This is a genomic window from Streptomyces phaeochromogenes, assembly GCF_001418655.1.
In the GTDB taxonomy this organism is placed as follows: Bacteria; Actinomycetota; Actinomycetes; order Streptomycetales; family Streptomycetaceae; genus Streptomyces; species Streptomyces phaeochromogenes.
In genome coordinates this window covers 1-20,160 of sequence record NZ_LIQZ01000217.1, presented here as the reverse complement: position 1 = coordinate 20,160, position 20,160 = coordinate 1, and the positions used below count along the sequence as shown (strand labels likewise).

General features: G+C 70.0%; 17 protein-coding genes and 1 pseudogene. 11 read left to right on the top strand and 7 right to left on the bottom strand.

Going from position 1 to position 20,160, the window contains the following annotated elements:
- Nucleotides 1-26: 26 nt before the first annotated feature.
- Entirely contained in the window at nucleotides 27-1,061 is a 1,035-nt protein-coding gene (locus AOK17_RS27745) for an ABC transporter permease (RefSeq protein WP_055615293.1), read from the bottom strand.
- A gap of 175 nt (nucleotides 1,062-1,236) precedes the next feature.
- Entirely contained in the window at nucleotides 1,237-2,355 is a 1,119-nt protein-coding gene (locus AOK17_RS27740) for a substrate-binding domain-containing protein (RefSeq protein ID WP_055615292.1), read from the bottom strand.
- Between the two features lie 148 nt (nucleotides 2,356-2,503).
- Between AOK17_RS27740 and AOK17_RS27735 the strand changes: the two genes are divergently transcribed.
- Complete coding sequence (locus AOK17_RS27735) at nucleotides 2,504-3,604, top strand: LacI family DNA-binding transcriptional regulator (protein WP_055615291.1); 1,101 nt, start codon at nucleotides 2,504-2,506, stop codon at nucleotides 3,602-3,604.
- Nucleotides 3,605-3,717: 113 nt separating this feature from the next.
- Entirely contained in the window at nucleotides 3,718-5,265 is a 1,548-nt protein-coding gene (locus tag AOK17_RS27730; protein WP_245697402.1) for a fused MFS/spermidine synthase, read from the top strand.
- Nucleotides 5,266-5,344: 79 nt separating this feature from the next.
- Here the strand turns inward: AOK17_RS27730 and AOK17_RS27725 are convergent, their stop codons facing one another.
- Nucleotides 5,345-6,106, bottom strand: a complete 762-nt coding sequence (locus AOK17_RS27725) for a DeoR/GlpR family DNA-binding transcription regulator (RefSeq protein ID WP_055615294.1) — start codon at nucleotides 6,104-6,106, stop codon at nucleotides 5,345-5,347.
- 89 nt (nucleotides 6,107-6,195) lie between these two features.
- Between AOK17_RS27725 and AOK17_RS27720 the strand changes: the two genes are divergently transcribed.
- Complete coding sequence (locus AOK17_RS27720; RefSeq protein ID WP_055615289.1) at nucleotides 6,196-7,482, top strand: MFS transporter; 1,287 nt, start codon at nucleotides 6,196-6,198, stop codon at nucleotides 7,480-7,482.
- 82 nt (nucleotides 7,483-7,564) lie between these two features.
- The gene (locus tag AOK17_RS27715) at nucleotides 7,565-8,215 is read left to right on the top strand and encodes an HAD-IA family hydrolase (protein WP_055615288.1); all 651 of its coding nucleotides are present in this window, start codon (nucleotides 7,565-7,567) and stop codon (nucleotides 8,213-8,215) included.
- Nucleotides 8,216-8,370: 155 nt separating this feature from the next.
- On the opposite strand, the pseudogene AOK17_RS27710 reads toward AOK17_RS27715, so the two are convergent.
- Nucleotides 8,371-9,469: pseudogene (locus tag AOK17_RS27710) on the bottom strand (glycosyltransferase); the annotation flags it as partial.
- Here AOK17_RS27710 and AOK17_RS50200 point away from each other — a divergent pair.
- Entirely contained in the window at nucleotides 9,410-10,033 is a 624-nt protein-coding gene (locus tag AOK17_RS50200) for a carboxylesterase family protein (protein ID WP_281198643.1), read from the top strand. The pseudogene AOK17_RS27710 and the gene AOK17_RS50200 sit on opposite strands and share 60 nt — an antisense overlap.
- On the opposite strand, the gene AOK17_RS50870 is transcribed toward AOK17_RS50200, so the two are convergent.
- Nucleotides 9,916-10,977 carry a hypothetical protein gene (locus tag AOK17_RS50870; RefSeq protein ID WP_063997296.1) on the bottom strand — a complete coding sequence of 354 codons (1,062 nt, stop codon included), beginning with the start codon at nucleotides 10,975-10,977 and terminating at the stop codon, nucleotides 9,916-9,918. The genes AOK17_RS50200 and AOK17_RS50870 overlap by 118 nt on opposite strands.
- A 528-nt stretch (nucleotides 10,978-11,505) precedes the next feature.
- On the opposite strand from AOK17_RS50870, the gene sbnB reads away from it, so the two are divergent.
- The 6 genes from sbnB to AOK17_RS27675 all read left to right on the top strand — a co-directional run bounded on the left by sbnB (nucleotide 11,506) and on the right by AOK17_RS27675 (nucleotide 18,791).
- Nucleotides 11,506-12,504, top strand: coding sequence for a 2,3-diaminopropionate biosynthesis protein SbnB (gene sbnB, locus AOK17_RS27700; protein WP_055615286.1), 999 nt, complete (start codon nucleotides 11,506-11,508; stop codon nucleotides 12,502-12,504).
- A 59-nt stretch (nucleotides 12,505-12,563) separates the two neighbouring features.
- A complete protein-coding gene (locus AOK17_RS27695; RefSeq protein ID WP_055615285.1) occupies nucleotides 12,564-13,646 on the top strand; it encodes a hypothetical protein in 1,083 nt (360 codons plus the stop codon).
- Between the two features lie 32 nt (nucleotides 13,647-13,678).
- On the top strand, nucleotides 13,679-14,617 hold the full coding sequence (locus tag AOK17_RS27690; protein ID WP_055615284.1) for a TauD/TfdA family dioxygenase: 939 nt from the start codon (nucleotides 13,679-13,681) through the stop codon (nucleotides 14,615-14,617).
- 220 nt (nucleotides 14,618-14,837) lie between these two features.
- On the top strand, nucleotides 14,838-16,430 hold the full coding sequence (serA, locus tag AOK17_RS27685) for a phosphoglycerate dehydrogenase (RefSeq protein ID WP_055615283.1): 1,593 nt from the start codon (nucleotides 14,838-14,840) through the stop codon (nucleotides 16,428-16,430).
- A 243-nt stretch (nucleotides 16,431-16,673) separates the two neighbouring features.
- A complete protein-coding gene (locus AOK17_RS27680; RefSeq protein ID WP_055615282.1) occupies nucleotides 16,674-17,708 on the top strand; it encodes a helix-turn-helix transcriptional regulator in 1,035 nt (344 codons plus the stop codon).
- A gap of 234 nt (nucleotides 17,709-17,942) precedes the next feature.
- The gene (locus AOK17_RS27675) at nucleotides 17,943-18,791 is read left to right on the top strand and encodes a helix-turn-helix transcriptional regulator (RefSeq protein WP_157881409.1); all 849 of its coding nucleotides are present in this window, start codon (nucleotides 17,943-17,945) and stop codon (nucleotides 18,789-18,791) included.
- A gap of 30 nt (nucleotides 18,792-18,821) precedes the next feature.
- On the opposite strand, the gene AOK17_RS27670 is transcribed toward AOK17_RS27675, so the two are convergent.
- Together AOK17_RS27670 and AOK17_RS27665 are read right to left on the bottom strand one after the other, a co-directional pair.
- Complete coding sequence (locus tag AOK17_RS27670; protein ID WP_157881408.1) at nucleotides 18,822-18,968, bottom strand: hypothetical protein; 147 nt, start codon at nucleotides 18,966-18,968, stop codon at nucleotides 18,822-18,824.
- 213 nt (nucleotides 18,969-19,181) lie between these two features.
- Nucleotides 19,182-20,160 (bottom strand): condensation domain-containing protein (locus AOK17_RS27665; protein WP_245697401.1); only part of this gene is annotated, 979 nt, incomplete at its 5' end.

Below are 20,160 nucleotides of genomic sequence, written 5' to 3'. Positions count from 1 at the left end.
CTTGGGGGCGGGCGCGGGGGCGGTCGTCACGACTTCACGCTCCGGATCCACTGGTCGACGGAGACAGCGGCGATCACCAGGACGCCGACTGCGAGGACTTGGTAGTTGGGGTCGATCCCGGCCAGTGCCAGACCGTTGACGAAGACCTGGACGATGAGCGCGCCGATCAGCGAGCCGAGCACCACGCCGCGTCCGCCGAACAGGCTGGTGCCGCCGATGACGACGGCGGTTATGGACTGCAGGTTGGCGTTGAGGCCGCTGTTGGGGTCGCCGCCGCCGACCCGGCCGACCAGGATCCAGGCGCCCACCGCGATGGCGAACCCGCCGACCAGGTAGGCGCTGAGCAGCACCCGGTTGACGGAGATGCCGGCCAGGCGGGAGGCCTCGATGTCGTCGCCGACGGCGTACAGGTGACGGCCCCAGGCGGTGTAGCGCAGCGCGTAGCCGATCACCACGTACAGGGCGATCATGAGCAGGACGCCGTTGGTCAGGTTCAACTGCCCGATGGAGACGGTCTCGCCGCTCCACATGAGGATGTTGTCCGGCTGCAGGGCGATGGTCTGCCCCTTGGCGTAAATGAGCGTGATCGCGGTGAAGATGCTGAGGGTGCCGAGCGTGACGATGAACGGCGGCAGCTTGATCCTGGTCACCAGCAGCCCGTTGACGGCCTGTGCGGCGATGGCGACGGCCGCTCCCGCGAGCAGGGCCACCACGCCCGGCAGACCGTTGTCCGCGACGAGCTTCGACATCAGCAGCGAGGCGAGCACCATGACCGCGCCGATGGACAGGTCGATGCCGGCCGTGAGGATGATGACGGTCTGGCCGACGGCCAGCGAGCCGATGACGGCCGTCTGCTGCGCGACCAGGGACAGGTTCTGCAACGCGTAGAAGCGGTCGTTGACCAGGGAGAACACGATGGCGGCGAGCACCAGCACGATCGCCGGGCTGAGTGCCGGCTGACGGTGCAGCACCGAGTGGATGCGCTGGGCCGGTGTGGCGGGCCGGTTGAGGAACTCCTCCGCCGGTGCCGGTGTTGCCTGACTGTCCACGTGGGTGGTCACAGGGGGTCCTTCCGGTTCTTTCCCTCGTGCGGACCTTGGTACGGGCCTTGGTACGGGCGTACGTCCGGGCCTTCGTGCGGGCCTTCGTGCGGACTCACGGGCTCACGAACTCACGGGCTCGTGCGGTGCGGGTGGGCCGCCGGTGCCGGACCGGCGGCCCACCCGGCCGACCGGGTCAGCTGCCCCAGCAGGCGGAAGCGGCCTGCGACGGGGACTGGACCTTCAGACCCCCGATGGACTTGGCGGCGACCAGCGCGGTGCCGGTGTCGTAGAACGACTTCCCGTTGGTCACGCTGGGCTTGCTGCCGCCGCGGGCCAGCTTCGCGATGGAGCTGACGCCGAGCGCCGCCATCTTGCCCGGGTACTGCACGGCGTCGGCGGCGAACTTCCCGCTGGTGACGTTCTTCAGGCCCGAGCAACTGCCGTCGATCGCGTAGATCGCGACGCCCTTCTCCTTGCCCGCCGCCTTCAGCGCGTTGTACGCGCCCTCGCCCGCCGGCTCGTTGATGGCGTAGACCACGTTGATGTCCGGGTTGGCCGACAGACAGTTCTCCATCGCGGTGCGTCCGCCGTCGATGGCACCCTGGGTCGGCTGGTGGCAGGCGATCGTGTACGTACCGCCCTTGCCGCCGGTGTACTTCCCGGACTTGGCCTCCTTGCCGTTCTCGGTCTTGCTGCCCGGGTCGATGCCCATGCCCTCCAGGAAGCCGTGGTCGCGGTCGATGTCCACGGAGACGACCTGGTTGTTGAACAGGTCGAGCATGGCGATGACCGCGGGCTTGCCGTCCAGGGCCGCCGCCGCGTACTCGCCGTCGAGCCTGCCCGCCTGCTCGTTGTCGGTGGCGTAGGTGATGTCCGCGACGCTCGCGGGGTTGGGCGCGGTGTCCAGGGCGATCACGAAGAGGCCGGCCTGCTTGGCGCGCTTCAGCGCGGTGTTCACCGCGTCGCCGTTGGTGGTGATCAGGATGCCCTTGTCGCCGCGCGAGACGGCGTTGTCGATGGCGGTGATCTGGGTCTGGGTGTCGCCGTCCGACGTGCCCGCCGCCACGGTGAGGCTCACCTTGTCCTTGGCGGCCTGCGTCTTGGCGTCCTTCTCCATGCTCACGAAGTACGGGTTGCTCAGTGTCTTCAGGATCAGCGACACACCCACCTTCTCGCTGCCGGACGACGAGGAGCCCGAGTCGGAGGAACCGCAGGCCACGAGGGTGGCGCCGAGGCACACGGAGATGGCGATCGCTGCCGCCCGGGTGCGCCGACTGTGAAGGCCCGACGCCTGGCTGGAGGAGAGGTTCATGACGTGATCCCTTTCGAGCCGTCCCTTGGTCGACGCTGAGACAACGTTGACTCGACGGGATACTGGGCCCGTATGGACGAGTGCGTCAAGACACTGGTAAACATGCGTGGGCAACGAGTAGGTAACGCGCAATCAGCTGGAGACAACGATGACTCTGGGCGAGCCGCCGCCCCGGTCCCCCCGTAACCGCCCCACCATGCGCGAGGTGGCGGCACTGGCCGGCGTCGCCATCAAGACGGTCTCGCGCGTGGTCAACGAGGTGCCCACCGTCGATCCGGCCATCGCCGCCCGGGTGCGTGACGCGGCCGACAAACTGGGCTACCGGCCCAACCTGACCGCCAGCAGCCTGCGCCGCGGGGACGGCCGGACGGCCACGATCGGGATGCTCGTCGAGGACTCGGCGAACCCCTTCTCGGCGGCCCTGACCCGCACCGTCGAGAACGTGGCACGCGAGCGCGGAGTGCTCGTACTGGTCGGAAGCCTCGACGAGGACCCGGCCCGGGAACGGGAGTTGGCCCGGGCTCTCATCGACCGGCGGGTCGACGGCCTGGTGATCGTGCCGGCCGGCCGCGACCACAGCTATCTGATCAGCGAGCAGCGGTCGGGCACCTGCATGGTCTTCGTCGACCGCGAGCCCAGCCTGCTCGACGCGGACACCGTCGTCTCCGACAACCGGCGGGGTGCCCTCACCGCCGTCAACCACCTGCTGAAGGCCGGCCACCGCCGCATCGCCTACCTCGGCGACCGGGCGACCATCCCCACCGCCGCCCAGCGCTTCGACGGTTACCGGCACGCCCTGGAAGTCGCGCACATCGAGTACGACGACGAGATCGTCCGGCACACCGGGGCCAGCGAGGAATCCGCCATCGCGGCGACCGAGCGTCTGCTGGCGCTGCCGAACCCGCCCACCGCGCTGTTCACCAGCCAGAACTTCGTCACCATCGGGGCCGTACGGGCGCTGCGCGCACTCGGCCTGCAGGACACCGTCGCCCACCTGGGCTTCGACGACTTCCCCCTGGCCGACCTCCTCAGCCCGGGGATCTCCGTCATCGCCCAGGACGTCGAGCAGTTGGGCAGGACAGCCGCCGAGATGCTCTTCCACAGACTGGACGGCGACCAGTCACCCACCCGCACCGTCACCATTGCTACCCGGCTGATCGAGCGGGGATCCGGTGAGATCGCGAGTGGGGGATCCAGCGAGATCACGAGTGGAGGGTCCGGCGAGATCACGAGTGGGGGATCCGGCTAGCCCACAGCCGAAGGACCTCGCCAGGACTCAACGGCCACGCTCGACGGGAGAGCCGGCTGTCTGCCGTTCCACCATGCCGTTCGGTCGACGGGTCGCGTGCGAGGATGTCGTCCGTGACCGGATCGTCGTCCTCGTCTGTCGCCGAGGGCCCGTCTCGTAGTCAGGGTCTGGGTCCCCGTGCCGCTGCCGCGCTTGTGTTCGGGTCCTCGGCCGCGGTTCTGGTGGTGGAGATCGTCGCTCTGCGGCTGCTGGCTCCCTACCTCGGCCTCACCCTTGAGACCAGCACGATGGTGATCGGCATCGCCCTCACCGCGATCGCCCTCGGCTCGTGGCTGGGTGGGCTCATCGCCGACCAGGTCGATCCGCGCCGGCTCATAGGCCCCTCGCTCGGGGTGTCCGGAGCGGTCGTCGCACTCACCCCCGCCGTGCTGCGCACCTCCGCGGAGTGGGCACCGGCACTGCTCCTGCTGATCGCGGCGCTGACCATACTCGTGCCGGGCGCGCTGCTCTCCGCGGTGACGCCGATCGTGACGAAGTTACGTCTCACCAGCCTCGCCGAGACCGGAACGGTGGTCGGCCGGCTGTCCGGAGTCGGCACCGTCGGCGCCATCTTCGGCACCGTCCTCACCGGCTTCGTCCTCGTGTCGCGGTTGTCGGTCAGCGGCATCCTGATCGGCCTCGGCACCCTGCTGGTGGCCGGCGCGGCGCTGGTCGAGTGGCGGACGCGCGGGTGGAGCGGCACCCCGGCCCTCACCCTCGTGGTCGTCGCCGGCGGCCTCGCCACCACGGTCGCGCCCGGTGCCTGCGACACGGAGACCAAGTACCACTGCGCCCGGGTCGTCGCGGACCCCGACCGGGACAGCGGTCGCACGCTCGTCCTCGACGGCCTGCGGCATTCGTACGTCGACATCGACGACCCGACCTTCCTGGAGTTCGCGTACGTGCGCGCCCTCGCGTCGGTGGTCGATGCCGCCTTTCCCGAAGGTGAGCCACTGGTCGCCCATCACCTGGGCGGCGGCGGGCTCACCTTTCCCCGTTACCTCGCTGCCACCCGGCCCGGGACGCGCAGCCTTGTGTCCGAGATCGACAGCGGGGTCGTACGCATCAATCGCGAGCAACTCGGTCTGGGACCGGGCGCCGGTATCGACGTACGCGCCGAGGACGGCAGGCTCGGTCTGCGGCGGCTCGACGCCGGCAGTCGTGACCTCGTCGTCGGCGACGCGTTCGGGGGCGTCAGCGTGCCGTGGCACCTCACCACGGTGGAGGCGATGACGGACGTACGGCGGGTGCTCGACGAGGACGGTCTGTACGTCGCCAACCTCATCGACCACGGCGGTATGGACTTCGCACGTGCCGAAGTGGCCACCCTCAGCGAGACCTTCGAGCATGTGGCCGTCGTCGGCGAACCCGCCGATATCGGCCTCGCCCCGACCACCACCGCCGAGGGCGGCAATCTGGTGGTGCTCGCCTCCGACCGGCCGGTCGACCTGCGCGCGGCCCAGGAAGCGCTGAACTCCCGGCGGACCGGCTGGAAGACCTCCACCGGCGACGACCTCGCCTCCTGGATCGGCGATGCCCAACTGCTCACCGACGACTACGCACCCGTCGACCAGCTCCTCCAGCCCTCCAGCACACGCAGCAGCGGCAGCGGCAGCGACTGAACTCCCTCGCTTCGCGGTCCGGTTCGCGGTCCGGTTCGCGGTAGGCGTCGAGGTGCCGGTTACGTCCTGCCAGACGGCGTCAGACGGTCTTGACGACGATGCCGGTCGCTTCGAGGGCGGTGATCTCGTCGGCCGGTGCCGTGGTGTCGGTGACGAGGGTGTGCAGGAGGGTGGCGGGGCCGACGTGGGCGTAGGCGGTGTGGCCGAGCTTCGTGGCGTCGGCGGCGACGATGATGCGGCGGGTGGAGGCGATGGCGGCCTTCTTCACGGCCGCGTCGTCGAGGTCGTAGGCGGTCAGGCCGTCGGCCGCGCTCAGGCCGCAGCAACCCATGACGGCCGTGTCGAAGCGCAGTGCCGATAGCGACGCGAGGGTGAGGGGGCCGGTGAGGGCTCCCTCCGCGGCGCGCGGCTGTCCGCCGGGGACCATGAGTGTGGCCGTGCTCGGGACCTCGCCCAGTACGTGGATGGCCTGCAAGGACAGGGGCATCACCGTGACCGGGCGCCGGCGCAGCAGGTGGGCGATCTCCAGGCAGGTGGTGCCGCTGTCGAGGAGGACGGTCTCGCCGTCGGCGATGAGTGAGGACACCTCGGCCGCGATGCGGCGCTTGGCATCGAGGCCCTCGTGGGCACGTAGCGCGAAAGGCGGCTCCTGGCCTCTGAGCAGCAGGGTGCGCGCGCCGCCACGGACGCGCTCCAGGACTCCTTGCGCGGCAAGCGTGTCGAGGTCTCGCCGGATGGTCATCTCGGAGGTGCCGGTCAGGTCGGCGAGTTCCTGGACCGTGATCCTTCCCGACTCCCTGACGGCCTGCGCGATCATCCCGTGCCGGTCTGTGCTGCTCATGGCGCGATTGAACACCACCCGAAACGAACATTCAATGTGTGCGAAGTGACAGTATTCAATCGCGCTGGGTGTTCGTTACGGTTGGTTTCATGAATGCACCGCTTCGAGCCGCCCGCGTAGCGACCTTTGTCTACTTCAGTCTCTGCGGCACTCTGATGGGCACCTGGGTGGTGAACATCCCCGCCATCGAGGAGCGCGTGGGCATCAGTCACGCGACGCTCGGAGGGCTGCTGGTGCTGCTGGGGCTGGGGGCCTTCGTCGGTATGCAGGTGGCCGGGCGGCTGACCGACTCCCTCGGGGCGCGCGTCGTCGTCCCCGCGACCGGCGTGCTGTGCAGCGCGGCCCTGGTGCTGCCCGGCCTTCCCCACGACCCGTGGACGCTCGCAGGTGCCCTGATGGTCTTCGGGTTCTGCAACGGCTGCCTGGACGTGAGCATGAACGCCCACGCCGTGCACGTGGAGAAGGCGTACGGGCGGCCCGTCATGTCTGCCTTCCACGCCACGTTCTCGGTCGGCGGTGTCCTCGCCGCGCTCGTCGGAGCGGCCACGGCGAGCGCCGGCCAGAGCCCTGCCGTGGGCATGGCCGCCATGGGCGCCCTGGGCATCGTGATCGCCCTGGTGTCGGCACGCGCCCTGCTGCCGGCCGCGCCGACCGTTGCCGCATCCGCCGTTGCGACGCCCCCCGTTGAGGCCGCCTCCTCCGCAAGGGAGGCGGCCTCAACGGGGAAGACGGGGAAGGCCGGGCAGGCGTCGGCCCCCGCGCGCCGCGGCACCAGCCGGCGCATCTGGATCCTCGCCGCCCTGGCCCTGATGGTCATGCTGTGCGAGGGAGCCGCCAACGACTGGAGCGCGCTGCACCTGAAGGACGTCCTCGGCGCACCCGCGAGCACCGCAGCCTTCGCGTACGGCACCTTCGCGGCGACCATGACCATCGGCAGGCTGCTCGCCGACCGCCTCGTCGCCCGGTTCGGGTCCATGGCGATCCTGAGGTACGGCGCGGCGACGGCTGCCGTCGGCATCGCGATCGTGACCGTCTCGCCGTGGATGTGGGCCGCGTTCGCGGGGTGGGCGCTGTTCGGTCTGGGGCTGTCCGGCTGTGTCCCGCAGTTGTTCAGCGCGGCCGGGCACGCAGACCCCGCCGCCGCGGGGGCCAATGTCTCCCGCGTCGCCGGGCTCGGCTACGTCGGCATGCTCGCCGGCCCCGCCGTCATCGGCTGGCTGACCCACTTCACCGCCCTGAACCACACCTTCGTACTGCTGATCCTGCTGTGTGCGATCACCGCCGTGGCCGCCGGGGTCCTGCGCACCGACTCCGACCGAACGCGCCGCACACGCCGCGCCCGCCGCACGCGCGAGCTGGCACACGGCAGCCGCTGACCGCCTGTGCGGCACGGCTCACTCCGTGCCGCACAGGCTCTTCCTCTCGCCCCGGCCGTCAGAACCCGGAGGAACCCTCACCATGCCCACCGACCGACACATCGTGCTGTTCGACCTCTTCGGGGTCATCGCCCGCCACCAACGCCCGGGCGCCTTGGCAAAGATGGCCGCCCGCTGTCACGCACCCACCGACGCCTTCACCACGGCCTACTGGGCCTGCCGCCCGCCCTACGACGCCGGCCGGCAGTCCGCGCCCGAGTACTGGACCGCCGTACTGCGATCGCTGTCCGTCGACGTCGGCCTCGACGTCGAGGCCGACACGATCGAGGAGTTGCGCCTCGCCGACATCGACAGCTGGTCGCGCGTCGACAACCGGATGGTCGCCTACGTCCAGTCCCTCCGTCAGCCCCTCCGCGCTGTCACCGAGGTCGCCCTGCTGTCCAACATCCCCGCAGACCACGCGGACGCCTTCCTCGCCGCGCAGCCCTGGCTGCACACGCTGGACCACGTTGCCTTCTCCGGAAAGATCAAGGCGGCCAAGCCGGCCCCGGCGGCCTTCCTTCACTGCGTCATCGCCATGCGGGCCGCCCCGGCCGACTTCCTCTTCGTCGACGACCGCGAGGAGAACGTACGCGCCGCGCAGGCCGTGGGCATGAACGGCCACGTCTTCACCGACCGCGACGAACTGGCGGCCGTCATCGACACCTGGTTGCCCGCTCGACGGCCCACGTAAATGACAACTGACATGAGACACCGCCCTGGAGCAGCGACAGAAGCCTGGCCGAAGACGAATCGGCGACGCACGACGCAGAGAGCACGAGTGCTTGGCAGGCCCCGTGCGACCACCCGGGGGCGCTCCGGCCGGGGCAGGGCACTACGTGCAAACGGTCAGTGCCCCACTGACCGTTGGACGGCCTTCAGGCCCCGGCCCATTCCGTCCTCGGTCCCCATGTGGTGGGCCGCGGTCGCGGCGGCTCGGGCGTAGGTCTGCTGCTTTGTGGCGTGGTCGAGTGCGTCGGTGAGGCGTTCGGCGGTGAGGGAGTGGAAGGGGATCGGGGTGGTGGCGGCGCCGATCGAGGCCAGTCGCCGGGCCCAGAACGGCTGGTCCGCGGTCACCGGGACGGTCACCGCGGGTACTCCGGCGGGAGCGCAGCCGCCGAGGTGCCCGCCCCGGCGTGGTGGACCACCGCGGCCGGCCGGGGGAACAGCAGGGTGTGCGGTACGTCCCCGAGCGTGAGGATGTCGTCGTCGTCCGCCGCGAGCCCGGCGCTGCCCGACTGGAGGATGCCGCGCAGCCCGGCGCGCCGCAGGGCCCGTACGGCGATCTCGCTCAGGCGGTCCCCTTCGCCCGCCGCCATGCTGCCGAAGGTGATGAGGGCTGGACGGGGTCCGGCCGCGAGGAAGTCCTCCAGGTCCGGGGACAGCCGGTCGGCGGGGTCGACGTGGGGCCACCAGTTTCCGGCGATCTCCAGTCCGGGGCGCCAGTCGGCGGGGCGTGGCAGCAGTGCCGTACTGAAGCCGTACAGGATCGGCCAGTTGGCCCGTTCCTGCCGTCGGCGCATCGCGGAGGCGGCGAGCGGGGCAGTCGCAGGCGGTGGCGCAGGTCCCGGGCCGCCTGTTCGTGGACGCGGTCGGTCATGCGGAGGGCGAAACGACCGGCCACCCGGTTGCCGGGGCGGCCCAGCGAACGGGAGCCCGGGAGGACAGCGGGCGGGAAGTCGCCGGTCGGTGCGGTGGGCTGGAGGTACACGCCGAGGCTCCGTACGCCCGTGGCCTCGGCGAGATGCCGGCCGAGCGGGGCCGTGGTGGTCGAGAGCAGGAGCGGGTCCGGTTCGCCGTCGGCCATGACATCGGCGAATCCCCGGCCCAGTTCGGTGGTGAACGCGGCGGCGGCGCGCATCAGATCACGGCTGCCCCTGACGCCTCCGTGGGCCCGGGTGTCGGCGGGGAGCCGGCGGAATTCCAGGCCGGCCTCGCGTACGAGGGGGGGCGAAGGCGCCCTCATGCCAGCGAGCTCGGCTACCTGTGGCCCATGGAGACCTCGAAGTCGCTGACTCCGGAGCAACAGCAGCTGTCCACGGCGATGGTGCGCTACTGGGGCGCGTTCGTGAAGCACGCGAACCCCACGACCGCAGGGCCGGCAGCCTGGCCGTCATACCGCAGCGGCAAGTACATGTCCCTGCTCCCCGGTGATGACAGCCGGGCCCTGAAGTCCAAGGTGTACGCGGACCGGCACCAGTGTTCGTTCTGGAACAGCACCAGTTACGACGGACTCACCACCGACCCGGACCGCCTCGCCGCCGACGAAGCATGCCGTAGTCGATCCCGTGGCCGGCACGGCAAGCGGAGATGCGGGCACGGTCGGTTCTCAAAGCATCCGAAGGCGACCGGAGGCCGCGCCCAGGAGGACATGGGCGCGGCCTGCGAAGTCGCTCAGCGGCAGGACCAGACGGTCGGCTCGTCCCGGCCCTCGGGAATCTTCCAGCTCCGGCCGGCGACCGTGCCGTCGTCGCTGGAAACAGCGAGTTCAAGCCCGCGGTCGGGAGCGTAGCTCAGCGTGGAACCCAGCGTCGTCCCCTGCCACACGCCGAATTCGCGCCAGCTGGGATCGTCGGTGCGGCCGACTATCCGACCGTCGCGGTTGATGCCCGAGACATCCTCGCCCCGCTCGACAACCTTCGGCAGGCCGTCGCGGTCCCACAGCACGCTTCGCGAGTCGTCACCCGTTTCGTAGGAGACCTGGCCGATGACACGGCCGTTGGAGATTCCGCGCGTGATGACGTCGTACGCCCCGTCGGGGAGGGGCAGTTGGCGCACCTCACCGTCCTTCCACAGATACGGGACCCGCCCGAAGTCGTGGTCCACCTCGACCAACGCGGTGCCGTCCTGGTCGATACCGACGGCAACGGCCTCCGCGTCGGGCAATCCGGTCAGTTCCACCACTGTTCCGGGCTTGTCGGCAGGCCAGATGACCGGATTCCAGTGCGGCCCGCCGTCGACCGTCGTCTCGACGGCGCCGACGATGTCCCCGTGGTCGTTGATGCCTTCCGTCATCGAAGCGTCGGCACCGGGCAGTTCGGGCAGGCGCTCCATCCTGCCGTTGCGCGAGCGGATGGCGCTGGGCAGTCCGTCCGCCTGCCGGTAGGCGGTTCCGGCGACCGTCCCGGCGTCGTTCACTCCTCCGACAGTGACCCAGTTCTGGTATTCGGGATCGGCCAGGTTGCCGTAGTCGGTGAACTCTCCGTTTTTCCACAGCACGGCGCGGCCACCCTCTTCGGAATCCGCGCCGTACGAAATCGTGCCCGCGTAACCACCACTTCCGTCGGTCGCGACCACTTCGCCCGTGAGCGCGCCGGCGGGCAGCGGCAGGATGGCCGGTGTCCATACACAGGCCGCCCGGTCAGCGGCGGCGGCGGTGGGCGCCACGGCACCGGCCAGCGTCGCCATCAGTGCCGCCGAAAGCAGGACGCGAGTGGCGCCATTCGTACGTCTCATGATTCTCCCCAGTTCGTGGTGATTGGAAGAGCTCGAAATCGCGATGGCCAGAAAGCCTCCGGGCAGCGTCGTGCCCGGCCCAGCTCCTCGTAGCTGTCATGGGCCGACCACTCGTCACCGCCGTTCCCACAAGGCCACCGTGACCGTCTCCAGGCGTTCAATCCCGGAGCAATACTCGAAGCGCGTCGGCCGCCGGGACCGCTCTGTTCGCTCCGGCCCGCCGGCTGTCGTTCGCGTTCGCCGCCCACCCCGCCTCGGACCCGCCCACGCCCGAGGGCGACGGCATACCGGCGGTATAGGCCCTTGATAGGGGCTCCCCGCAGGATCGATCACGGGAGGTGACCGTCATGCCCGGTGAGCCGTGCGGGGAATTCCGGTGCTTGCGGGAGACGTCCGGACCGGCTGTCTCCGCCTCCCGGGCCGCGTGGCGGTGATCGCGCTCTCGACCTCGACACGTTCCGTTCCGACGTGTCGGCGCCGGCTGTGTTCCCAGGCCGTCGCGCACCTTTGGAAGGACTGAATCCCGTCATGCTCATCCTGCGACACTCCGAGGTCGCGCAGATCCTCGACGGCCGCGAACTCGACAACATCCGGACCGTGGCCGACGCCTACCGCATCCATGCGCAGGGCGACACCGCGGTGCCGCACTCCGTGTTTCTCCGCTTCCCCGGGCAGCCGCGCAACCGCATCATCGGCCTGCCCGCCTACCTGGGCGGGGACAACCCGGCCGGGGGCATGAAGTGGATCGCGTCCTTCCCCGCCAACATCGATCGGGGTATCGAGCGGGCCAGCGCGGCGATCATCCTCAACTCGCTGGAGACCGGCCGGCCCGAGGCCCTGATCGAGGGCTCGCTGATCTCCGCCACGCGCACCGCCGCCAGCGCCGCGCTCGCCGCCGAGCTGCTCACCCGCGGCCGTCGCCCGGACGGCCTGGCGCTGATCGGCTGCGGAGTCATCAACCTGGAGATCCTGCGCCATGTGCGGGCGGCTCTGCCCGGCCTGAGGACGCTGTCGTTGTACGACAGTTCGCCGCGGCGGGCCGCCGACTTCGCCGCCCGGGCAGCCGTGGTGCTCCCGGAGGCCGAGGTGGTCACGCTGGACAGCGCGGAGCAGGCGCTCGCCGCGCACGGACTGGTGTCCATCGCCACGTCCGCCATCGAACCGCACCTGGATCTGAAGGCGGCCGTGCCGGGCACGGTCGTGCTGCACATCTCGCTGCGCGACCTGCTGCCCGAGTCGCTGCTCGACGCGCACAACATCGTCGACGACGTCGATCACGCGGTGCGCGAGCGCACCTCGCTCGACCTCGCCGTGCAGGCCGCGGGACACCGGGACTTCATCGATCCGGCGATCGGCCGACTGCTCCTGGACGAGGACACCGAGGGCGCGTTCACCCCTGAGCCGGACCGCACGGTCGTCTACGCGCCGTTCGGACTGGGCGTGCTTGACATCGCCCTGGCCGACGCCGTCCTCGGCGCCGCCCGCGCCCAGGGCCTCGGAGTGGAAGTGGAGGGCTTCCTGCCGTGACACGTGACGTCACATCACGACCGTACGCACACCCGCCGGAAACGAACACGGGAGCACACATGACCAAGAGCACCTCCCTCGGGCGGCACACCGCCTCGGGTCTCGCCGTGGCCGTGGCCGCGGCCACGGCCGCGGCTGTCGGCCTCGTCGCGTCGCCCGCGAGCGCCGCGGAGCCCTGGGAGTCGCTGACCGTGCCCACCACGTACGCGAGCATCAGCGTCCTGCCCTTCGACAACAAGGACGCCTACGCCAAGAGCGTGCCCTTCTGCTTCGACGAGTGCAGTTCCTCTCCCAAGCTGTGGCAGCGCACGGGCGGCACCTGGAAGCAGACCACCCCGCCGTCCGACGCCGAGGTCGGCGTGCTGGCCGGCACCGGCGTGAACGACCTGTGGGTCTTCGGCAGCAGATACGCGGCGACGGGCAGCTACCGGTTCAACCACTACGACGGCACCAAGTGGACGTCGAACCTGAATCCGGAGCCCAAGAACGCCGAGGTCCTCGACGCCGAGGCGGTCAGCCGGAACAGCGTGTGGGCGGTGGGCAACTACCGTGCCACGGACGGCGGTTGGCACCCGATGGCGACCCACTGGGACGGCAGCGCCTGGAAGACCACCAAGCTCACCGGCATCGAAGGCCAGTTCAACGCCGTCGACGTCAACTCCGACACCGACATCTGGGCCGTCGGCTACCGCGACAAGGGCGACACCACGGGCGACTACCAGCCGCTCGCCATGCACTACGACGGCACCGAGTGGCGCGAGGTGCCCGTTCCCGAGACCCCCGGCCAGATGTACATCCTGAACGAGGTCATCAGCAACGGGCCGAACGACGTGTGGATCGCCTCCGGCAGCAAGGTGAGCCAGGGGAACGGCAAGACCTGGACCCGCCATGACACTCCGGCGTCCTGGCCGAAGTTCGCGTACCACAACGGTCAGCTCTACGCCGGTCTCTACGGGTCCCCGAAGCTGGTCCGCTGGAACGGCACCGCATGGGTACAGGACACCTCCCTCACCCAGGGCGCCCAGGTCGATCAGCTGACCACCACCCCCGACGGCTCGCTGTACGCCGTCCACAGCGAGGGCAACTCGGTGTTCTGGTACAACGCCTTCCTGTCCCGGCTCGCCCCGCCGACCACCGGCTGATTCACGCGCCCCCACACGAGAGGAACCGATCCATGAGCGACCGCAACGGCTGGGCGCCGTTCGAGGTGACGCCGGGTGACATCGGCGCCGAGGCCGGTCCCGAGGCGCTCGTCGAGTACCTGGACTCCGCCGGCCTCGACGCAACCCTGGTCCGGGAGAAGGCCGTGGTCTTCCGCGGGTTCAAGGTGCCCGCCGACGGCCTCGACCCGGTACTCGACCGCCTGCTGCCGCGCCGCCTCGCCTACGTGCACGGCAACTCACCGCGTACCAAGGTGGGTTCGAACGTCTACACCTCCACGGAGTACCCGCAGGAGTACACCATCTCGATGCACAACGAGATGTCGTACGCCCACGCGTGGCCGACCCGCCTCGCCTTCTACTGCGCGGTCGCGCCCGGGACCGGCGGCGCCACCCCGCTCGTCGACGCGGCACTGTGGCTGGAGTCGCTGGACGACGAGGTGCGCGAGGCCTTCGCCGGCGGTGTGCGCTACACGCAGAACCTGCACGGCGGCAGGGGGCTCGGCAAGAGCTGGCAGGACACCTTCGAGACGGACGACCCGGGCGAGGTCGACGCCTTCCTCAAGGGTGCGCAGGCCGAGTGGAGTTGGGGGCCGGGCAACAGCCTCAAGACCAGCCAGGTGCGCCACTCCACGGTCCGCCACCCGCAGACCGGGGCCGAGGTCTGGTTCAACCAGTCCGACCAGTGGCACCCGGCCTCACTCGGTGACGAGACGGCCAAGGCCCTGGCGCAGATCATGCCGGCGGACGAGCTGCCGCAGTACGTGACCTTCGCGGACGGCAGCCCGATCCCGGACGCGTACGTGCTCCAGGTGCGCGACCGGGGCCTGGAGCACGCGGTGGACGTCGACTGGCACGAGGGCGATCTGCTGGTCATCGACAACCTGCTGGTCGGGCACGGCCGCCGCCCGTTCACCGGGCCGCGGCGGGTCCTGGTCGCCATGTCGGACTGACCACACCCCGATTCGCACCCGCATCCATCACCTGCACCTGTCACCTGCACCGACAGGTGCACCTACAGCGGGGCCACGGCCGGTATCCCCTCACCGGCCCTGGCCCCGTTGCCACGTTCCGGCTTCGGACCACGCCGTGGTGCGCACACGAGCGGTGAGTGCCCCGCACCGACTTCGCGCCGGGCGGGCCCGCCCGGCCCTCACAGAGAGGCCACTTTCCGTGACCCGTCACCCCGTCGTCCTGATCGCCGAGGAGCTCTCCCCGGCCGGCGTCGATGCCCTCGGCACCGACGTCGACGTGCGCCGCGTCGACGGCTCCGACCGCGCCGCCCTGCTGCCCGCCCTCGCCGAAGCGGACGCGGTCCTGGTGCGCGGCGCCACCCTCATGGACCGGGAGGCGATCGCCGCGGGACCACGGCTGAAGGTCATCGCCCGGGCCGGGGCCGGCCTGGACAACGTCGACATCCCGGCCGCCACCGAGGCCGGTGTCCTCGTCGCCGACGCCCCGGCCTCCGACGTCACCAGCGCCGCCGAACTCACCGTCGGTCTGCTGCTCGCCGTCGCGCGCAACATCCCCCAGGCGGACGCCGCGCTGAAGAACGGCTCCTGGCAGCGGGCCCGCTGGTCCGGCGTGGAGTTGAGCGGCAAGGTCCTCGGTGTCGTCGGCCTCGGCCGTACCGGCAGCCTCGTCGCCCGGCTCATGGCCGCCTTCGGAATGGACGTGGTGGCCCACGACCCGTATGTGACCGCCGCCCACGCGTCCGCCACCGGAGTGCGGCTGCTCCCCCTCGACGAACTCCTCGCCCGGTGCGACTTCCTCACCGTCCATCTGCCGCGCACTCCTGAGACGACGGGCCTGATCGGCTTCGACTCCTTCCGCAGGATGAAGCCGTCCGTACGCGTCGTGAACACGGCACGCGGCTCGGTCGTCGACGAGAACGAGCTGTACGCGGCACTCAAGGAGGGCCGCGTCGCGGGTGCCGCCCTCGATGTGTACGCCGGTGAGCCGTGCACCGACTCACCCCTGTTCACGCTCGACAACGTGGTGGCCACACCCCACCTGGGCGCCTCCACCGGCGAGGCCCAGGAGCGGGCGGGCATCGACGCGGCCAACTCGGTGCTCCTCGCGCTCGCCGGGGAACACGTGCCCGACGCCGTCAACGTCCAGGGCGGTCCGGTCCCGGAAACCATGCGTCCATGGCTGCCACTGACCGAGCGGCTCGGCCGGGTCCTCACCCGGGCCGCGGGCGGTGTGCCCGCCCGGCTCGAGGTCCGGCTGCGGGGCGAGATCGCCGGGCTGCCCGCCGGCGCGCTGGAACTCGCCGCCCTCAAGGGCGTACTGGAGCAGACCGCCACAGGAGCGGTGAGTCGGGTGAACGCCCCGCTGCTCGCCGGGCGGTGCGGTCTGACCTCGCGGCTCACCGCCTCGCAGGACGGCGGCGCCCAGCGTTCCGCCGCCACCCTGCGCGGCATCTTCCCCGACGGCCGAGTCGTCACCGTCACCGGCACGCTCACCGGGGTCCGCCTCCGGCCGAAGCTGGTCGAGGTGCTCGGCCACGAGCTGGAGCTGCCGCTCTCCGGCGACCTCACCTTCCTGCGCTACCCGGACCGCCCGGGTGCGGTCGGCCTGATCGGCGGCGAGTTCGCCGCGGAGGGCGTCGACATCGCCGCCATGCAGATCTCCCGGGACCCCTCCGGAACCACCGCCCTGGCCGGCTTCTGTGTGGACGCGCCCGTTCCGTCGACCGCACTCGACCGGGCCGCCATCTCGGTGGGCGCCGACCTGGCCTGGCGCGTGCCCGCCACCGGCTGAGCCCTACCGGCCGGTACGTAAAAGGTCTATTTATTTAATTAACAGAGCATTTTCCGGAATGTTGCGCTTGTGAAACTAAGCTCACACGATCAGAACAACTGTTTTACAATCCGTTAGAGATCTACGACTGATCCACGACTGGCGCAGAAAGGGGAATCACCGGCGCTCGCCTCACGCACCCCACCCCCCACAGCAGACCAGTGAGCGACAAGGCCAGAACGCAGGGCCAGTTTGGAGACGCCGGTGTTCACCAACAGCCTCGGCTTGCACCCGGACGAGGAGTCCGCATACCGGGCCATGCTGACGAATCCCCACATGAGTGTGCCCGAACTGGCCGCACACCTCGGCTGGCCCACCGGCAGGGTAGCCACCGCGATCGACCGCCTGGCCCGGCGCTCGCTGGTCCAGCTGCTGCCGGAGAGCCCCGGCCGGCCTGTCCTCGTACGGCCCGAACTGGCCCTGGCCGCGCTACTCCTCGACGAGGAGGCCGCCCTGCTCGACCACCGCAGGCGAGTGGCCGCCAGCAGCACCGCGGTCACCCAGGTGATCGCCGCGTACAACGCCCCGGAGGACCGCCCCGACGTCGTACGGCTGCCGGGCCCGGAGGCGATACAGGACAGGATCGACCAGTTCGCGACGGCCTGCGAGGTGGAGATCGCGGCCCTGGAGGTCAACGACTCCCGGTCGGCCGAGCGACTGGAGGCCGCCGAGCGGCTCGACACGACGATGCTGGCCCGCGGGGTCGACGTCCGCCGCGTCTATCCCGACGGGGCGCGCCACGACACGGCAACCGTCCGGTATGCCGACCGGCTGACCGCCAGGGGCGGACAGGTACGTACGGCCCGGCGCCTGCCGCCCCAGGTGATCGTCTTCGACCGCTACTCGGCCATCGTGCCCATCGACCCCGCACAACCGAACGCGGAGGCCGTGGCGATCCAGGGCACGGGCGCCGTCACGGCTCTGCTCACCCTCTTCGACCATGTCTGGGAGCAGGCGACGCCGCTGGGTTCGGCGGCGGACGAGGCGGACGAGTTCACCGACCAGGAGCACACGCTGCTCGAACTGCTCTGCGCGGGCAACACCGACGAGGTGATCGCGCGCAGACTCGGCGTGTCGGTACGCACCGGCCGGCGCCTCACCTCGGGGCTCATGAACCGCCTCGGTGCCCGCAGCCGCTTCCAGGCGGGCGTGCTGGCGGCGGCCCGCGGCTGGGTGCTGCCACCGGACGCCGAGGACGGCGCACCTCTCACGACCGCCGAGCCGAAGGTCTCCAGATGATTTCCGTTCTGCCGCTCCGCGCCGGGGCGGAATAACCGGTCGGCACGCGAAGCGGACTCGCGCCGAACGACAGCAACAGGGGGAAAGCGGAAAGCCATGGCGGGCAGCTTAGAAATGAGCCAGGACGAAGAATTCGTTTATCGACTGCTACTGGAAAACCCGAATCTCAGCGTGTCGGATCTTTCCGAAACTCTCGACTGGCCTCCCGAAAGGGTGACCGCGGCCTTCAACAAAATGATCCACCTCTCTTCCCTCGATCCCGAGAGCGAGGTGTCCAAGAGCAGGATCACCCAGATAAGAAGCAGCCTCATCTCGTTCCTCGACCGCCAGGAAGAGGAGCTGATACGCCGCCAGAAGGAGATCGCCACCAGCCGTCAGGTGATCTTCCAACTGCTCGCCGAGTACGCCGAGACGGACACGGGCGACCGCCACCCGCGGACCCGGCGGCTGGAGGGCAGGGAGGCCATCCAGTCCCTCATCCGGACCATGGCCGACACCTGCACGTCCGAGGTCGCGGTCTTCGCCACCGGGGGAGGCCAGCCGGCCGAGAGCCTGGAAGCGGCCAAGCCGCTCGATTCCGCCGTCCTGGAACGGGGTGTGCGAGTGCGCTACGTGTACCTCGACAGTGTCCGCAACGACGGAGCCACCACCGCGTACGCGCAGTGGCTGACCCGGCGGGGCGGGCAGGTGCGGACGGTGCCGCACCTGCCGACCCGGCTGCTCATCTACGACCGTGCGCTCGCGATCGCTCCCGTGAATCCGCAGGTCGCGGACGCTGCCGCGATCGCTCTCGAAGACCTGGGCGTGGTCAGCGCCCTGCAGGCCCTCTTCGAGCGGACCTGGGAACAGGCCTCACCGCTGGGCGAGGACCGTACGCGCGACGCACAAGGGCTCACCGCCCAGGAGCGTGCCGTACTGGAACTCCTGGCCCGGGGTTTCACCGACGAGATGATCGCCCGCAAACTGGCCGTCTCCGTACGCACCGTGCGCCGGATGACGGCCAGCCTGATGACCCGTCTGAACGCGAGCAGTCGCTTCCAGGCCGGCGCGCTGGCCGTCGCGCGGAACTGGCTGCGCGGCTGACGGCCCGCAGGAACGACGCACCGCCGCGGGTCACGGCCCCCAGGTGTTGTCCAGGTGGGCCGACGACGCCCCCTCCTCACCGAACGCGTTCACCTGGCCGGTCTGGTGACCGGTCACCGGGGACGCGGCCACCGCCGTCGCCGCAGTCGCCGTGGTCAGAACGGCGACAATCGGCATGAGCAGAGCGAGCTTCAGTCGTCTAAGGCCCTTCACAACGTACCTTTCCTGTTGGCTTTTGTTCCCTCGTTTCGGCCGCACCGGCTGATTTTCCCTCGACTCACGGAAATTCGCGGTGTGGCCCGTGGTTTTGATTATTTCAGCGCAATTCCACGGGCCGCCAGCGAATACCATGGCCGCTTCTTCCGGTGGCAGGAAAGTGCCACGTCGTGATCAGTAACCTCCCCACTCCACGAGGAGTTGGTGACGTTCGGCCTCGGTGAGGAGGTCGATGCTGCTCACCAGGCGCTCCGGGTCCGCCGCCAGCGTCTCCAGCAGGTGCAGGACCCTGTCGAGCATCCGCTGTGCCTCGTCGCGCGTGTACAGGTCCGGCAGGTATCCCAGCCGCAGACCGAGGGTGCTCCCGTCCGGCACGACGGCCATGCGCAGCGGGTAGTGGGTGGCGTCCTCGTTGTCGATGTCGAGCACTTCGAGGTCACCGAGGACCGTGTCGAGGACCGACGGATCCAGGGGGTAGTTCGTCAGCACCGTGGTGGTGTCGAAGAGGGTGCCGAAGCCGCTCTGGCGCTGGATGTCGGACAGGCCGTAGTGGTGATGGGGGATCAGCTGTGACTGCTCCTGCTGGAGCCGGGTCAGCAACCCGATCACCGACTCCTGCGCACGCAACCGGACACGCACCGGCAGGGTGTTGATGAACAGGCCGAGCATCCGCTCGACCCCCTCCAGCTCCGGCGGGCGCCCCGAGACCGTGGCACCGAAGACCACGTCCTCCCGTCCGGTCTGCCGCGCCAGCAACAGCCCCCACACACCCTGGACCACGGTGTTCAGCGTCACACCGTACCGACGTCCGGTCGCGGCCAGTGCCTCGGTGAGTTCCTTCGGCATCTCCGTACGGACCATGTCCTGCACGGGGTTGCGGTCGTGGGTGTTGTCGGGGGCGACGAGAGTGGGTTCAGGCAGCCCCTCCAGAGCCGACGACCAGGCCCGCTCCGCCGCGTCCCGGTCCTGCCGGCCCAGCCACGCCAGATACTCCCGATACGGCGTCACCACCGGCAGACCCGCATCACCACCAGCAGCCACAGCCTCAGCCGCATACAGCCGGAACAACTCCTCCACCAACACCGGCACCGACCAGCCGTCCCACAAAATATGGTGACCCGTCAGCAACAGTCGGTAACGGTCCTCGCCCAAC

Bases quoted from the DNA above. Each gene is read 5' to 3' on its own strand.
- AOK17_RS27740 (WP_055615292.1), bottom strand. From the start codon at position 2,355: ATGAACCTCTCCTCCAGCCAGGCGTCGGGCCTTCACAGTCGGCGCACC.
- AOK17_RS27735 (WP_055615291.1), top strand. From the start codon at position 2,504: ATGACTCTGGGCGAGCCGCCGCCCCGGTCCCCCCGTAACCGCCCCACC.
- AOK17_RS27725 (WP_055615294.1), bottom strand. From the start codon at position 6,106: ATGAGCAGCACAGACCGGCACGGGATGATCGCGCAGGCCGTCAGGGAG.
- AOK17_RS27720 (WP_055615289.1), top strand. From the start codon at position 6,196: ATGAATGCACCGCTTCGAGCCGCCCGCGTAGCGACCTTTGTCTACTTC.
- AOK17_RS27715 (WP_055615288.1), top strand. From the start codon at position 7,565: ATGCCCACCGACCGACACATCGTGCTGTTCGACCTCTTCGGGGTCATC.
- AOK17_RS50870 (WP_063997296.1), bottom strand. From the start codon at position 10,977: ATGAGACGTACGAATGGCGCCACTCGCGTCCTGCTTTCGGCGGCACTG.
- sbnB (WP_055615286.1), top strand. From the start codon at position 11,506: ATGCTCATCCTGCGACACTCCGAGGTCGCGCAGATCCTCGACGGCCGC.
- AOK17_RS27695 (WP_055615285.1), top strand. From the start codon at position 12,564: ATGACCAAGAGCACCTCCCTCGGGCGGCACACCGCCTCGGGTCTCGCC.
- AOK17_RS27690 (WP_055615284.1), top strand. From the start codon at position 13,679: ATGAGCGACCGCAACGGCTGGGCGCCGTTCGAGGTGACGCCGGGTGAC.
- AOK17_RS27675 (WP_157881409.1), top strand. From the start codon at position 17,943: ATGATCCACCTCTCTTCCCTCGATCCCGAGAGCGAGGTGTCCAAGAGC.
- AOK17_RS27670 (WP_157881408.1), bottom strand. From the start codon at position 18,968: ATGCCGATTGTCGCCGTTCTGACCACGGCGACTGCGGCGACGGCGGTG.